At 63.2% G+C, this 15,122-nt stretch carries 12 protein-coding genes; all 12 read left to right on the top strand.

Going from position 1 to position 15,122, the window contains the following annotated elements; all coding sequences use genetic code 11:
• Positions 1–11: 11 nt before the first annotated feature.
• The 12 genes from traC (at position 12) to ASC94_RS12870 (ending at position 14,523) form a co-directional block, all read left to right on the top strand.
• Entirely contained in the window at positions 12–2,573 is a 2,562-nt protein-coding gene (traC, locus tag ASC94_RS12930; protein WP_056395195.1) for a type IV secretion system protein TraC, read from the top strand.
• Positions 2,570–2,923 carry a hypothetical protein gene (locus tag ASC94_RS12925; RefSeq protein ID WP_157201433.1) on the top strand — a complete coding sequence of 118 codons (354 nt, stop codon included), beginning with the start codon at positions 2,570–2,572 and terminating at the stop codon, positions 2,921–2,923. Before traC ends, ASC94_RS12925 begins: the two co-directional genes overlap by 4 nt.
• Positions 2,920–3,453, top strand: coding sequence for a conjugative transfer signal peptidase TraF (gene traF, locus ASC94_RS12920; RefSeq protein WP_056395191.1), 534 nt, complete (start codon positions 2,920–2,922; stop codon positions 3,451–3,453). Before ASC94_RS12925 ends, traF begins: the two co-directional genes overlap by 4 nt.
• Positions 3,454–3,463: 10 nt before the next feature.
• The gene (gene traW / locus ASC94_RS12915) at positions 3,464–4,144 is read left to right on the top strand and encodes a type-F conjugative transfer system protein TraW (protein ID WP_229417258.1); all 681 of its coding nucleotides are present in this window, start codon (positions 3,464–3,466) and stop codon (positions 4,142–4,144) included.
• A gap of 119 nt (positions 4,145–4,263) precedes the next feature.
• A complete protein-coding gene (locus ASC94_RS12910; RefSeq protein WP_229417314.1) occupies positions 4,264–5,205 on the top strand; it encodes a TraU family protein in 942 nt (313 codons plus the stop codon).
• Entirely contained in the window at positions 5,192–5,836 is a 645-nt protein-coding gene (trbC, locus tag ASC94_RS12905; protein WP_082616485.1) for a type-F conjugative transfer system pilin assembly protein TrbC, read from the top strand. Before ASC94_RS12910 ends, trbC begins: the two co-directional genes overlap by 14 nt.
• Before the next feature lie 29 nt (positions 5,837–5,865).
• A complete protein-coding gene (gene traN / locus ASC94_RS12900) occupies positions 5,866–7,149 on the top strand; it encodes a conjugal transfer protein TraN (protein WP_229417257.1) in 1,284 nt (427 codons plus the stop codon).
• Positions 7,149–7,544, top strand: a complete 396-nt coding sequence (locus ASC94_RS12895; RefSeq protein ID WP_157201432.1) for a hypothetical protein — start codon at positions 7,149–7,151, stop codon at positions 7,542–7,544. Before traN ends, ASC94_RS12895 begins: the two co-directional genes overlap by 1 nt.
• Positions 7,545–7,564: 20 nt before the next feature.
• Positions 7,565–8,377: a conjugal transfer protein TraF gene (locus tag ASC94_RS12890; protein ID WP_229417256.1), complete on the top strand. Its 813-nt coding sequence runs from the start codon at positions 7,565–7,567 to the stop codon at positions 8,375–8,377.
• Positions 8,378–8,386: 9 nt separating this feature from the next.
• Positions 8,387–9,805 carry a conjugal transfer protein TraH gene (locus ASC94_RS12885; RefSeq protein ID WP_082616483.1) on the top strand — a complete coding sequence of 473 codons (1,419 nt, stop codon included), beginning with the start codon at positions 8,387–8,389 and terminating at the stop codon, positions 9,803–9,805.
• 19 nt (positions 9,806–9,824) lie between these two features.
• A complete protein-coding gene (locus tag ASC94_RS12880) occupies positions 9,825–12,641 on the top strand; it encodes a conjugal transfer protein TraG N-terminal domain-containing protein (RefSeq protein ID WP_056395183.1) in 2,817 nt (938 codons plus the stop codon).
• Between the two features lie 886 nt (positions 12,642–13,527).
• Entirely contained in the window at positions 13,528–14,523 is a 996-nt protein-coding gene (locus ASC94_RS12870; RefSeq protein WP_157201431.1) for a S49 family peptidase, read from the top strand.
• Positions 14,524–15,122 lie beyond the last annotated feature (599 nt).

Genomic DNA, 15,122 nt, shown 5'->3' with positions numbered 1-15,122 from the left:
GGGAGGACATCATGCTTGAGATCGCAGACGGGCCAGCCCAGCGCGGCCCGCGCCACATCCTCGACTGGCTCGGCCTACGCGCCGGCAACGATTCGCCCCCGGAGCAGTTCGCCTCCTGGCTGCCCTATGGCGCCTACATCCCCGACGTGCAGCTGTTCGTCAACCGCAACGGTTGCCTGGGTTTCGTCCTGGAAGTGCTGCCGCAGTGCGGCGCGGACGAACGCATGGTCGAAGTGCTGGTGAGCCTGTACATCAACTGCCCGGTGGGCACCGGCATCCAGTTCCACCTGTTCGGCGCGCCCCACGTGCGCAACATCCTGCGCGAGTACGCCAACCTGCGGGTGGAGGACGTCGACCAGTACGAACAGGGCAGCCGCTACGGCCGTCCCGCGCGCAACAGCAACCTGTACCGCGCGCTGGCGCGCCAGCGCGTGCAGCACCTGCTGGCCGGCACCATGCGCTCGCTCAGTGCGGCCCACCATTTCACCATGCGCGACTTCCGGCTGCTGGTCTCGGTGACCTTGCCGGGCCACGGCGCGGACGAGCGGCGCCTGGGCACGCTGTGCGCGCTGCGTGATTCGATGTCGGTGACACTGGCCTCGGCCTCGCTGCCGAACCGGCATTGCGACGCCGACGGCCTCATCAACTGGTGCGCGCAGTTCACCAACCCGGACCGCATGGCGCGCACCGACCTGCCACTCCTGCACTACGACGAGGGGCGCGAGATTCGCGACCAGATCGTCGACTTCGACACCATCCAGGATGCCGGCCCGGAAGGCCTCTGCCTGTCCAAGCTGGCCGGCGGCGCGCCGCTGGAAGCGCGTTTCCTGTCGATCAAGTCGTTCCCGCAGCGTTTCGCGTTGTGGCGCATGGGAAGCCTGATCGGCGACCTGATGCAGCCGCCACTGCAGTACAGTGCGCCGTTTCTGCTGACCATGGGGGTGCACATCCTGGACCACGCGGAGACGCGCAGCGCCATTGCGTCCAACCATTTCCGCGCCAATCAGAACGCCGGCAGCAAGCTGGCCGACATCATGCCCGACGTCGAGCAAAAGCGCGAGGACTGGAAGGCGGCCGCCAGCGTGGCCGACGCGGGCGGTCGCCTGGTGTCGATGTACCATCAATTGGCGATTTTTACCTCACCCGACGAGGCGCCGCAGGCGTGCGAAACGGCGCGGGCCATCTGGCGCGCCAGCGGTTTTGAACTGAACGCCGACGTCTTCAAGCAGCGCCAGGCCCTGTTGGCCAGCCTGCCGATGACGCTTTCGCCGGCCTTTCACGGCGACTTGCGCAAGATGCGCCGCGTGACGCGCAAGACCACGGCCAATGCGATCCACCTGGCGCCCCTGATCGCGGAGTGGCGCGGCACGAGCACGCCGACGCTGGTGCTGGCCGGGCGGCGCGGGCAGGTGACCACGCTCGACCTGTTCGACAACGACCTGGGCAACTTCAACGCCGCCGTGGTGGGCGCGCCCGGGTCGGGCAAATCGGTCTTCCTCAACGAACTGGCGTGGTCGTACCGTTCGGTGGGCGCCAAGGTCTGGATGATGGACCTGGGCCGTTCGTTCGAAAAACTGTGCCGCAAGGCCGATGGCGCCTACATCGAGTTCACCGCGCACAGCGACATCAACCTCAATCCATTCTCGGCCATCAACGACATCTGCGATGACATGGACATGCTGGTGCCGGCGATCGCCAAGATGTGTTCAATGCAAAGCCGGCTTGAGGAGGTGCAGTATAAGGCGATCTCGGCGGTACTGCTGCGCCAGTGGCAAAAATACGGGCGCGACATGACGATGACGGCCATGCGCGACGCGTTCAAGAGCGGCGCGATCCCCGATCTGGGCATCCGCGACGACCAGCGCATCCGGGATCTCGCGATCATGCTCAATCCCTACTCGAAGGACGGCCAGTACGCCCGCTTCTTCGAGGGCAAGAACAACGTTGATTTTACCAACGACTTCGTCGTGATCGAGAACGAAGAATTGAAGCGCCGCCCCGACCTGCACGCGGTGGTCAACATCCTCATGATGTACCAGATCACGGGGGAAATGTATTTGACGCGCAACCGCAAGAAGCTGCTCGTCATGGATGAACTGAAGCAACAGCTGGGCGAGATCGGCAGCGACGATCCGCTGAAAGCGGCCGTGGTCGAGGAGGCGGCGCGCCGGGCGCGCAAGTACGGCGGCGCGCTGGTGACCGCCACCCAGGGCGCGGACGACTATTACGGCTCGGCGCAGATGGAAGCGGCGTTCAACTGCTCGGACTGGGTGTTCCTGCTGCGCCAGAAACCCGAGTCGATTGAACTGCTGGACCGCAAGGGGCGCTTGCTGATGGACGCGGCCAAGAAACGGCTGCTGAACTCCCTGCGCACCGAGGCCGGCGCCTACGCGGAAATGTACGTCTCGTCGCCGGTCGGCGAGGGCGTGGCGCGCCTGGTGCTCGACCCCGCCACCCATTTGCTGTTTTCCAACAAGCTGGAGGACAACAAGCCGATCGACGCCCTGCGCGCGCAGGGCTACAGCATCGATGAGGCGATCACGCGCATCCTGGCCGAACGGGGGCGCGCATGAAACCGGTATTGGCAAGCTTCTTGGCCGCCGTGCTGCTTAACGCCGCCGCGCTGGCCGGCTACCACTACTGGCTGGTCAAGCCCATCCCGGTGGTCGGCGTGGTCGACGCTTGGCAGGTATACCGGGAGGAGCAGACGCGCCATCTGCGGGCCATCTCGTCCAGCACCGACGCGCCGGCGCGCGACAAGGCGCTGGCCGCCGCCGACCGGTTTGTCGCGGCCTATCCGGCCCGCCTGGCTGAACTGCAGCGCGACTGCGCCTGCCTGGTGGTGGACCGTTCTGCCGTCGCGGCGCTGCCGGCAGGCGTAGCCGACCTGACGCCGCTCCTGCGCCAGCGGGTGCGGCCATGAAGGCGTGCCTGACGCGGCAGCTGCGCCGGATGCGCGCCGACTGGCCGTGCTACGCGCTGTTGGCGGCGGTGTGGCTGCTGGCGTGTGTGCGGGTGCTGGTCGATCCCGTCCCGCGCCTGCCCATTCTGTTCAACGTCACGCCCAGCCTGCCGTACCTGGTGGCCGTGGTGGACTACAGCGCGCTCGGCGTGGCCAAGGGCGACTACGTGATCTTCTCGTTCCGGGGCGAGGCCGTGCGCCACGTGCCGGGCCTGCGTGGACAGCCCTTCTTCAAGCGCGTTGCCGGCGTGGCCGGGGACCGCATCGAGGTGCGCGGGCGCGCGGTACTGGTCAATGGCGTCGACGCCGGGCTGGCCAAGCGCTACGCCGTGGTGTCGCGCCTGGCGCTCGAACCCATCGCCGCGACGGTGATCCCGGCCGGCTATCTGTACATGCAGGGTGTGGATGCTGACAGCTTCGATTCGCGCTACCGCCTGTGTGGGCTGGTGGCCGAGCGCGATGTGCTGGCCGTGGTGCGGCCGCTGTTTTGAGGAGTGCGCGATGAGCATGCGACAGATGCGATGGCAGCTGCCGGCGGGACTGGCAGCTTGGGCGGCAGTGGCGGCAGTGGCGACCCCGGTCGCGCAGGCCGGTTCGCTGGGTGTGATCGGCCCGGTCTACCGCATCGCGGAGGAAGACCTGCTGGCCATGATCGAACGCCGCTTGCGGGAGAAGGAAGCGAGCGGCGAACTGGCGCAACTGCGCGGCCAAGCCGTCGAACGTGCCCGGCAGGGCATGCTGCGCCCCGCGCCGCTGGGCCTGCCGGTGGCGCGCACGGCCCGCACCTTCCACTACGACCCGAGCTATACGCTGGAGCGCAACATCGTTGACGCGTCGGGCAAGCTGTTGTTCCCGGCCGGCACCCGCGCAAATCCGTTCGACATCGTGCCGCTGACGCGCCGCCTGCTGTTTTTCGACGCCCGCGACGCGCGCCAGGTGGCGCTGGCGGCCGGCCTGGTCGGCCAGTACGCCGGCGCGGTGAAACCGGTGCTGACCGGCGGCTCCTACCTCGAGCTGATGCGGCGCTGGCGCGTGCCGGTCTACTACGACCAGCGCGGCCTGCTGGTGCGGCGCTTGGCCATCGGGCACGTGCCCGCGCTGGTGTCGCAGGAGGGCAACCGGCTGCGCATCGACGAGCTGGTGCCGCCAAAGACAGCTGCAGCCGAAGAGGCGACGCCATGAACCTGCTGACGCACTGCCTTGCCGGTTTCGCCCGTCGCTCCGGTGGCGGTCGCCGGCTGTGGCCCACACGCGCGGTTGCCGCCATCGCGCTGGCGGCGGCCTGCCATAGCCCGCCATCAATGGCGGCCGGCACTTGCAACGGACGCTTTCCCAATCCGATCACGGAGATCTGCTGGAGCTGCCTGATGCCGATCACCCTGGGCGGCGGCACGCTGGCCGACCTGGGCGGGCAGGGCGACATCCCGAACCCGGCCAATCCGCTGTGTTCCTGCGGCGTGAACCCGGCCGTCGGGCTATCGATCGGGTTCTGGGAACCGGTGCGCCACGTGGAGGTGGTGCGGCGCCCGTTCTGCCTGGTTTCCCTCGGCGGCGTCGACCTGAACCCCGGCATCGCGGCGCCCGACGCCGGCCGCACGGTGGACGCCAGCGGCGAGCAGAACAGTTTTTACCAGGCCCACTTCTACGCCAATCCGGTGCTGTACTGGCTGCAGGTGGTGGCGGACTTTCCGTGCCTGGAGCGCGGCGGGTTCGACTTGGCCTACCTGACCGAGGTCGATCCGCTGTGGAACGACGACGAGCTGACCCTGATCCTCAACCCGGAGGCGGTGCTGTTCGCCAGCCCGGTGGCGCAGGCCGCCTGCGCAGCCGATTGCGTCGCCGCCACCGCCGGCTTCGGCCGTCCCGAGCTGTTCTGGTGCGCGGGTTGCCAGGGAGCGCTGTATCCGCTCGATGGCCATGTGCCATACCACTTGGGCGGGGTGCGCACCGCCGAGCTGCTGGCCCAGCGGCTGACGGCAAAGCTGCACCGCGAGCTAGTGGCCTGGGGCCGCCACGGCGAGCGGGGCCTATGCGGGCCGTACTTCCTGCCGGTGATGGACAAGCGCGCCTACAAGAGCCAGCTGACCTACCCGATTGCCGCCACCGCCAAGGACGCGGGGCGCTGCTGCCAGCCGTTCGGCCGCAGCACGGCGCTGTGGGGCGCCGGCAAAGAGTATCCCGTGCGCGGCGAGGATTTCGCGTTCATGCTGTTTAGAAAGGGGAACTGCTGTGTCGGATTCTGACTGCATCGTTTTCAATAGCGCGCGGCCCGCGCTGGGGCTGCTTGCCGCGCTGTGTCTGGCCATGTTGGCCGGCCCGGTCGCCTCGGCCGAACCTGCCCCGACTGCCGCCACCCATCGCTTTGACCGGCTACCCCAGCCGCAGGCGGGTGCCGGGATTGACTTGGCGCAGGTGGCTCGCGGTTACGAGATTGCCGGCGTGGGCACGGCGCCCGCGAACACGGGACCGCGCCTGCTGGTGTTCATCAGCCTGTCCATGCCGGAAGGGGCGCTGCGCCGCTTGGCGGCCGATGCTCCGCGCGCCGGCGCCGTGTTGGTGCTGCGCGGCCTGCAGGACGGATCGATGACGAAGACCGCCGCGCGCATCCGTCAGCTGACCGGCGGCACTCAATCGGTCGTTCAGATCGATCCGAAGGCGTTCGCCCGCTTCGGGATCGCGCACGTGCCGGCCGTCGTGCTGGCGCGCGAGACGGCCGCAGCAAGCGGCTGCCAGGAGAACGGCTGCGCCGCGCCCGATGGCTACGTGGCGGTCGCGGGCGACGTGACGCTGGGCTATGCGCTGAACCACGTGGCGCGCAGCGCCCCGGCGTTCGCGGCAGAGGCGCGCCGGCTGCGCGCCAGGCTGGAGCCGTGAACATGCGCCGCCTGACCGCCTGGCTGACCTTGTGCGCCCTCTTGACGGGGCAGGCGCGCCTGGCGCTCGCCCAGCAGGACGACCTGGCCGCCGCGCGCGCCGCCAACCTCGCGGCACGCGGTGCGGTCAACGCCGTGCCGGCCGCCGCCGTAGTGCCGGGCTACACCGACACGGCGCCGCAGTCGGCGCTGTACGGCCAGGCCAACCTGGCGAGCCAGGCGCGTGCCCAGCTGGCGCAGTGCGCGCTGCATCCCGACCCGGCGGCGTGCGAGGCGGGCCGGCATGCCGTCGCCTCCGCCGCCGCGCCCCGTCCGGCGCTGCCGCCGGGCGACGCCCAGATCGCCGGCGCGGCGGCCGTGGCGAGAAACCCGCTCGCCTCCGAATCGGCGCTGGCGGGCCTGTACGCGGGTTGCCCCGGACCGGGGCCGTGCCCGGCCAACACCTTCTGCCTGGGGACGCAATGCTTCGACACGGCGCAGGTACAAGATCCTGACTTCGCGCTGGCCATGAGCTACCTGGAGGCTGCGCGCGAAGCCGGCGTGTATCTCGATCCGGCCACGCTGCGCGTGTTCGCCGGGGAGGACAACCGTTGCCGAGACCGTCTGCTCACCAATTGTTGCCAGAGCAATCGCGCCGGGGCCGGCTATAGCAACGGCTCGCTGTTCGGTGTGGGCTCGCATCTGGTGTTCGACGTGCTGATGAACGCCAACAATCGCAGCTTCATCACGGCCGGCATCAAGTCGATGCTGACCAGCTATGGTTTCAGCGGTACCTTCACCAGTTACGGCGTGACCGTGGCCGTGAACGGGGTTGCGCTGCCAGCCGGCTCGGTGACGATCGCCGCCGGCGATAGCATCGCGGTGGCTTTCACCCCCTGGTCCCTGGCCATTACCGTGGTGTTCGCGGTGGTAACCGCGATGATGTCCTGCAACGTCGAGGAGGGGCAGCTGGCGATGAAGGAGGGCGCGCGCCTGTGCCGCAGCGTGGGCACCTGGTGCTCGCAGTGCATCCGGGTCCTGGGGCGCTGCGTGCGCTGCATCGAGCGCACCACGTCCAAGTGCTGCTTCAACTCAGTGCTGGCGCGTCTCGTCAACGAACAGGGTCGGGCGCAGCTGGGCATGAGTTGGGGCGCGCCGCAGAACCCTGCCTGCGGCGGCTTTTCCGTCGCGCAGCTGCAGGCACTGGATTTTTCCCGTTTTGATTTGTCTGAATTCTATGCCTCGATCGCGCCGGCACAGCCGAATGTCGAAGCGCTCAAGGGTGCGGCCGCCGCTAAGGCTCCCCAATGCTACGCGCGGGGTGGAAAATGCTGATGCCTCGCGATCTGGCTTGCGGCCTTGCCGCATTCGCGCTGCTGCCGGTCTGGGCGGAGGAAGGTCCGCCGCAAAGAGCCCCGGTGACGCAGTTCGCGCCGCTGCTGCGCGCCGCGCTCGACGCCCCAGGCGGGACGGCGCACGGCGTGCTCGCCGGTCTGGTGGCCGCCGCCTTCAAGCGCCAGTTCGGCACTGGCGGGGAGATCGGCATCGACGTCTCGACCATCGTGCGCTACGCCCAGCCGGGTTGCGCCCGTCTGCGTGTCGACGTGTCGCAGGAAGGCGTGAAGCTGTCGGCTCAGGCGGCGCCGCAGCGGCAGCAGGTGCGCTTTGAACTGAATTACTGCAGCGACGGCCTGCCGCCACGCAGCCTGGCGACGGGGGCGGCGCGATGACACGGCCGGCCCCTCTCTGTGTGTGCCTGGCATTGGCCGCCTGTTGTTGCGCCGCGCAGGTGACCGACACCGGCGAGTCCGCCGATGGCGAACGCGCCGGCCTGTCCGATCCGCGCGCCGGCTGGCACTTCCATCTCGATCCGCCGGCGCCGCCCCGCAAGGCCGCGCCGCGCTTGCCGAGCGCCGGCGACGGCGATCAGGCCGCCTTGGCCAGGTTCCGGCAACTGCAGAAGGAAGTCGAGGAGCGCCGTGCGCTGGCGGTGATCCAGCCGACCGAGCCGAATGTGCGCCGCTACATGGAGCTGGAAGCCAAGGTGGTCCACAACGCCTCGCGGTTTGCCGACGTCGCCCAGCGCATCGCCTGGTCCCATCCCGAGCTCGATCCTGCGACGCAGGGCCGGCCGGTGAACGCCACTGCCCTTGAAGTGTTCGAGCAGGCGCGCATCCGCGAGCGCAATACCGTACTGGCGCAGGTGGCCAGGGAGCACGTGCTGATGTTCTTCTTCCGGGGCGACTGCGGCTACTGCCATGCGATGGCGCCGGTGCTGCGGGCTTTTTGCGACCGGCACGCCATCCGTCTCGTGCCGATCAGCGTGGACGGCGGCGCGCTGGCGGGGTTCCCGCAGGCGCGCAGCGACAACGGTGCTGTGCGCGCGCTCAAGGTGCAGCAGGTGCCGGCGCTGTTCCTGGCCCAGCCGTTCTCCGGGCGCATCGAGCCGGTGGGCTTCGGGGTCTTGTCCGAAGCGCAGCTGGGCGAACGGATCGTCGCGCTGTTCGAGGGCCGGGACGGCAAGGGGACGCCCCCACCCGTGTTTTGGGGCGATCAACGATAGGAGAAAGCCATGAGGACATTTGCGAAGTGGATTTGCACCGCGGCCGGGGCCGGCGCGCTGTGCGGCGGCGCCAGCGCCGGGGACCTGAACGCGGCCATCAACACCATGTTCAACGACCTGGGGGCGATCGGCAACTACACCGCGCCGGGCGCCTTCAAGGGGCAGGTCTTCAATACCTACAGCGGCGGCAGCCTGATGCTGCGCAATCAGAACCGGACGTACCAGTTGATGGCGATGGATTTCCCGGCGGTGAAGGCCGGCTGCGGCGGCATCGACATCTATGGCGGCTCGTTTTCGCACATCTCGGCGGCCGAGTTCAAGAACATGCTGAGAAATATCACCGCCGCGCTGCCGGGCGTCGCGTTCCAGCTTGCCGTCGATTCGGTTTCGCCACTCTTGGGCGGGGTGACGAAGTGGACCAAGAACCTGGAAAGCATGCTGACGCAGGCGAACATCAGTACCTGCAACACCGCGAAATCGCTGGTCAGTTCGGCGATGGAGGCCACCGGCGTGAGCGGCGACCGGCTCTGTGAGGACCTGGCGGTGACGCTCGGTCTGGAATCCGATTATGCGGCGGCGAAAGTGCGCTGCCAGACGGCCAAGCCGTCGGTGCTCGCCACTGCGCGCGCATCGTCCGATTCCCAGGTCAGAAACAAGGCGCCGTTTGTGGGGAATCTGACTTGGAAGGCACTGAAGCTTGCGGGCACCAACTTGGACGATCAGGAGAGAGAACTGATCATGAGTCTGGTAGGGACAGTGATCTTCTACGAGGATGGTCGCGATCCGGAACCCTTTGCACCGACGATCACATCCATTAACCGGCTTCTTTACGGTAGTGGCGGCACGCCAGGCGGCAATGTCGTCCAGGAGCTACTACGCTGCAACAATTTTTCCGAATGCGATGCGGTCACTATCCAAAACAATTATTCTCACACGCCATTTACGTTGAAAGTTGAGAATCTGATGCGCTCCATTGCGAACAAAATTCTTACGCGTACGCCGATTCCGAACAATTCACCAGAGATTGGCTTTGTGAATCAGACCACGGAGCCTGTCTATAGGATGCTCTCAATAACTACTGTTGTGCCGACGGCAGATCTTTCGGAAGACCTAATCGCCAGATTTCGCGAACTGATTGCCGCTGATTATGCCTACGTCTTCCTTGAGAAGAACCTTCGTCGAGGAATATTCGCGTTGGAGAAGGATTACTTGCTTGATCTGCCACAGGCTGAACGCGCTAGAGAACTGCGTACACGAGCGCAGGATTTGCTTACTCAGCTTTCGCAGGAGAAGGCACAACTCCACCAGAGAGTGGGTTCGATAAATGCAATAGCATCCAGCCTTGAGCAAATGGAGCGGCAAATGAGAAGCGCGATGCCCCAGCACATCCTTGATATGCTGGGCCGCCGCGCGGCCTACATGCAATAGTTGATCGTAGGAGCCCGCGATGTGGGAAGTATACGCCTATCAAAATAATGACAGCTTGTTCGGCGTCTTGAATGCGATCGTGGCCATCTGCGGTTCCGGCTCATATGCGAGTGCCCTCGGCGTGGTTGCATTCTGCGGATTCTTCGCGGCGCTTGCGGCATATGCAATTGCACCGCAGAAGTTGCATGGCTGGTACTGGCTGGCGTCGATCACGCTCGTCTTTTCGGTGCTGCTCGTTCCCAAGGTGACAGTGGGAATCGTGGACAAGACTGGCGGGAGCGCGGTGACGGTTGTCGACAATGTGCCATTTGGCCTTGCCGTGTTTGGATCGTTATCGAGCACGGTCGGAAATACCCTGACTGAGCTGTACGAAACGGCGATGCAGGTGCTGCCAGGCGCCGCTGGCCTTCCAAGTGAACTTGCATACCAAAAGAATGGCTTGGTTTTCGGGAATCGCATGATCCGTGAGACCAGTCGGATTGTGTTTCAAAATCCGAGCTTCAGAACTGATCTGATCAACTTCATCAATAACTGCACCATGTACGACTTGGCATCAGGGGCGCTGGAGCCGGAGGTATTCGCTGCGTCGGGCGATATTTGGCCTCTGATGGCGTCGCCAAATCCGGCAAGGTTCACGCCAGTATCCGACGGAGCGGGAGGGATGGCAGTAGCGCCTTGCACCGAAGCGTATACTAATCTCAACAGCAGATTGCCTGCCCAGTTGAGTCGCGTTCAAGCCATGCTGTCGAGCCGGATGAATCCAACCTTGAGCGGGCCGGCGGCCGCCGCGGTGATCGCCGGCCAGATCCAGCAGGCCTACATCAAGAACGGAATCGCAGATGCAGTCGCGTCGGCTGCCGACATCATTCGCCAGAATGCCTTGATCAATGCGGTGAACGATGCATCCCTATTGGCCGGCCAAAAAATCAACGATCCCGCATCGATGCTGCTTGCTGTTGGACGGGCGCAAGCGGTGGCGCAGACGAACGCGGCTTGGATCAACAATGGCAAGGTCGCAGAACAGGCGTTACCGGTGATTCGAAATACAGTGGAGGCTTTGGCGTACGCCATCTTCCCAATCGTAGTTCTGCTCCTCATGCTGACCGGTGGCCGCGAGACCGCGGTGGCGCTGAAGAATTACGTTTCGCTGCTGATCTGGATCCAGTTGTGGCCGCCGTTGTATGCGATTCTAAATTACATGGCGATGGTGTATGCGGCGAAAGATCTGGCTGCTGCGGCCAGTGTCGGCGGCGGCGCCACCGCGCTGTCATTGCTGACGGCCCCGTCGATCTATTCGAACGCGATCTCGGGCGAAGCGGTAGTTGGTTACATGACGATGAGTATTCCCATGATTGCCTGGGCCGCGCTGAAACGCATGGAAACGCTCGGCAGTGCCCTGGTGTCTGGCGCACATTCGCTTCAGTCCATGTTGACTTCGACGTCATCTGCCGCAGCAACTGGCAATGTGTCGATGGGGAACACGAGCATGGATCAGGTCAATCTCGCGCCTGCGCGTTCTTCCGCCTTTTTTGGAAGCAGGCAAAATGACGGCAGCGGCACCACATATACCTCAAACGTGTTGAGTGGGCTGACTGCTGCCAAGGCGCTGGCCAACGAGGGGCCAGTGTCGCGCATTGTGGACGCCAAAATATCCCAGCAGCATGTGGAAGCGTCTTCCAGATCGGTCGCTTCAGCGCAAGCCGAATCGGTGGCCGCGTCTAACGAGAAGGCGGCAGCATTGAGTAATGCTCTGGTAAGTGCGAATGCACGAATACGTGCGCATGGTCGTACGGAGGGATCTAGTGTGTCAAGTGACGAGAGCGTTGGAGAGCGGATAGGCGAATTGGTGCAAATTGCCAAGTCTGTGGCGGCCACCACCGGCGCGAGCGAACAGCAAGTGGCATCAGTAGCATTTGGAGGGGCATCGCACGTCGGAGTTGGCGTAGGAGGTGCCATGAAAAGCTTATCTCCGTTTGATGTGGGCGGGCAGATCTTCGGCGAGGGACGAAAACACTACTCTTCATTGATACAGAAGCAGGACCAACTTATCAACAATGCGCTGAGCAGCGAGGATAAAGCGAAGTTCAAAGCATTTTCGGACACGGTTTCAAGAAACAAGAACTCTCTTCTATCTGTCTTGGGGGAGAATCGAGATGGTAAAGAAATTGCCGCACGACTGACGGAGAGTTTGTCTCGCAGCGAGCGAGCGGACGCAAGTCTGCGCAAACAGTTGGAGTTCTCCGAGAGCGTTGCGGATGCATTTCAACGGGGAGAAACAGTTAGCAAGGACTTGGCCAAAGATCCGCAGAATGTCTCCTTGTTCGAGCAATTACTCCGCTCGGAAAAGGTGGGCAGTGCCGCAGAGTTAGTGAAATTGGAATCCTTTCTTGGAAACGTCGCACGTGTTCCTGCGCCGGTTTCGAAGTCAAGTCGTTTACCTAGTTCATTTGATGAAGTTAGCTCGGATTATCGCGAAGCAAAGAGCGCACTGGATCGTGGCGCAATCTCAAACTTAACTACAACGGCGGAGGCGTATCGCAATAGGGTAAAAGACGCGCCGGGTGAAGATACACGTTCGTCGGCCGCTGGGGAATCGTCAACGCGGGGCGACGCTATACGCAAAGAGATAGACCAGAATGCGACGAATTTGAAGGCAAAGGCGAAAGAGCACGAGCAGAGATTTGAAGCGGAACAGGTGGGCCGGACGAAAGATAACCACGTGTCGACTGAACGCTCGCTTTTTAACAGTGTCAATGAGCAAGTCAAAGACGATCCGGACATTGTTTCGATAAAATTGAAGGATCTAATAGAAAAGATTGAGACTAAATGGAAGTAACCCTTACCAGCGGCGTTGGTTGCTGTGAATGCGAAGCCGCCCGCGTGAATCGTGACCAAGTAAGGAGCTGCTGGCAAGATGCCTGTCGACCTTGCCGCACAAAAGTTGAATCAGCCAAAAGACCAAGACTAGGGCTAGGTACAGCGTGACAAAGCTAGCAGCGATAATCGAGCCCGCAATCAGAGGGACCGTCGCAAGACCGAACTCGACCATTGCCCATCCGCTCGCCAATCCGATGCTTGAAATTAGAATAATGTGTCTTAGCATGTGCATGATGCCCTCTTACGTGGAGAAGAAAATGTTGATCCTTCAGGCTACGCTTCTTGCTGTCGTGCTAGTTCTCGGTTCTAATGCCCACGCCGTTTCGTTGGCAGGGCGTCCAACGGATGAAACTGTCTGCGATCTCTCGCCACTTACGAATTATCGTTTGACTCGAAAGACATTTGTGCCGCAAGGCACAAGCAGGGTTTGGGAAATATATTCACGACTTGCTCTGCAGTTCATCACTTCCGAGTGTAAGAATGGACAAGTTTTGATTTTGCACTCAGACCTTGGCAGTTCGGTCGATGAACGATCCTTCCGAGATGTAACGGGCGAGCTCTGTAGTCCGGCCGATGTGACTCGCGACTCCGTTGCCACTAGAGAGTATCCGCATGCGTTTCAGGTTAAATGTAGGTTGGTGAAAATTCAAGGTGCCACGCAACGCTTGGCCGCATCGGAACGCGTCCAGACGGTAGCGGAAATGATCCAGGAGCGGGCGCCGGCACAACGCAGCGTCGACGTAGGCGAAAACGCGCCGAAACCCAAGGAGTGCAACCAGAAGATCGGCCTTGGCCAGATTCTGCTCGGGTTCGGAGGAAATTGCAGATAGAGTTTGGAGGAAGACATGGCGATTGAAAAGGATGATGCGGCGCCAATCGCACCGCAGGAGGTCTTATTGCAGTTGCTCGCGGATCTGCATGCCCAGCAACTTGCGACCCGCGAAGAGCAGCGCCAGAGCGCCCGGGAGCGCAAGTCGGAGCGCCGATGGAGTATCGGAATCAAAGCCCTGTTGGTCGTGGCACCAATCGCCGCCGGGGCGATGTTCCTGAACGTTTCAGGCATTTCCTTCGGCCCGTTTCGCGACGTGGTCGGCGTCGTGCGCATCCAAGGCGAGATCGCACAGGGCACGCTGGCCTCTGCGGACAAGGTCATACCGGCGCTGGAGGACGCGTTTTCCAGCTCGCGTGTCAAGCATGTCGTGGTGGCCATCGACAGCCCTGGTGGCGCCCCTGCGGAAGCGGAGCGCATCACGCGCGCCATCTCGGTCCTTAGGCAGAAACATCCGAAACCCGTCACCGCGATTATCGGCAACATGGGCGCTTCCGCCGCGTACATGACGGCGATGCATGCCGACCGCATCGTGGCCGGCAAGTATAGTCTTGTCGGGTCGATCGGCGCGATCATCGCGCCGTGGCAGCTGGACCAGGCGATCGCGCAGTTTCACGTGTCGCAACGCGTCTATGCGTCCGGAAAATTGAAGGCTTTCCTGAATCCATTTACGCCGGTGTCGGAGGAGTCCGATGTGAAGGCACAGCAACTGGTCAGTCATGTGGGCGAGATGTTCGTTCGCGAATTGGTCGCGCAACGGGGACCTCGTTTAAAGGCCGGTATCGATTACGGCACCGGTGAGGTCTGGAGTGGAGAAGAAGCCAGGTCGCTTGGCTTGGTAGATGAGATTGGCAGCCTGGAGTCGTTGGTGCGGAGTGCCCCGGATCTGAAGCCGTTTCATTTTGGGCCGCAGGAATCGGCAATCATGCGCTTTGCATCCGCCATCGGTCGAACAGCGGCAGCAACGGTAGTGGGCGTTTCTTTGCGTGATGCCGGGCAAGGCCTGCGGTAGCGATCCGCGGCACGACCGTGGGAACTCGAAGCGCGGCTTCGGCGGGTAGGCGCGTTCGAATTTGTCCCAGCTGAGTCGCCGCGGGTTTTACTAAGTCAACTGCCGCCACCCCAAACATCGCGATGATTCTGGGCATTCTGTTAAATATCGTGGCCCTCCGTATTAATCGTTGTATTTTCGTCCACTGTGATTTTTGGTGAGAATTTGAGTCCCTTTTAAGAGCAAACTAACTGCTGAGATACCTCATCTGTATCCCAAATAAGCGGTTAAGAAAAAGACTCCACATGAGGGAGAGTCACGATGCCAAAGCAGCAATCGACATCAGTAGCGACAACGCTTGACCCTTGCCGGCAAGCACGGATCACCGACGTAGTGCGATGTCCGCTGCTGAGACATCCTTTAAAACGTCTTCTGCCTAGCGAGTCGACGAAGACATCCCCCACATCGGCGGAACGCACTTTTCGGACACCCGACTCGCTGTTCGTGGGAAGAGCCGCCCTTGCGGCGCTGACAAGCTCATAGAAGCTCACCCAGAAATCTCCTGTTCCAGATAGTCCGCAGGCTTGCCGCCATGCAGCGGCGCGTCTTTCGTATTGCCA

Origin of the sequence: Massilia sp. Root418, from assembly GCF_001425265.1 — a bacterium.
GTDB lineage: Bacteria > Pseudomonadota > Gammaproteobacteria > Burkholderiales > Burkholderiaceae_D > Rugamonas.
The sequence above is the reverse complement of the archived record's forward strand: the minus strand, read 5'-3'. Positions and strand labels throughout refer to the sequence as shown.

Coding starts and splice junctions, on each gene's coding strand:
- ASC94_RS12925 (WP_157201433.1), top strand. CDS start 2,570: ATGAAACCGGTATTGGCAAGCTTCTTGGCCGCCGTGCTGCTTAACGCC.
- ASC94_RS12910 (WP_229417314.1), top strand. CDS start 4,264: ATGGCGGCCGGCACTTGCAACGGACGCTTTCCCAATCCGATCACGGAG.
- traF (WP_056395191.1), top strand. CDS start 2,920: ATGAAGGCGTGCCTGACGCGGCAGCTGCGCCGGATGCGCGCCGACTGG.
- ASC94_RS12895 (WP_157201432.1), top strand. CDS start 7,149: ATGCCTCGCGATCTGGCTTGCGGCCTTGCCGCATTCGCGCTGCTGCCG.
- ASC94_RS12880 (WP_056395183.1), top strand. CDS start 9,825: ATGTGGGAAGTATACGCCTATCAAAATAATGACAGCTTGTTCGGCGTC.
- traC (WP_056395195.1), top strand. CDS start 12: ATGCTTGAGATCGCAGACGGGCCAGCCCAGCGCGGCCCGCGCCACATC.
- traW (WP_229417258.1), top strand. CDS start 3,464: ATGAGCATGCGACAGATGCGATGGCAGCTGCCGGCGGGACTGGCAGCT.
- ASC94_RS12885 (WP_082616483.1), top strand. CDS start 8,387: ATGAGGACATTTGCGAAGTGGATTTGCACCGCGGCCGGGGCCGGCGCG.
- ASC94_RS12870 (WP_157201431.1), top strand. CDS start 13,528: ATGGCGATTGAAAAGGATGATGCGGCGCCAATCGCACCGCAGGAGGTC.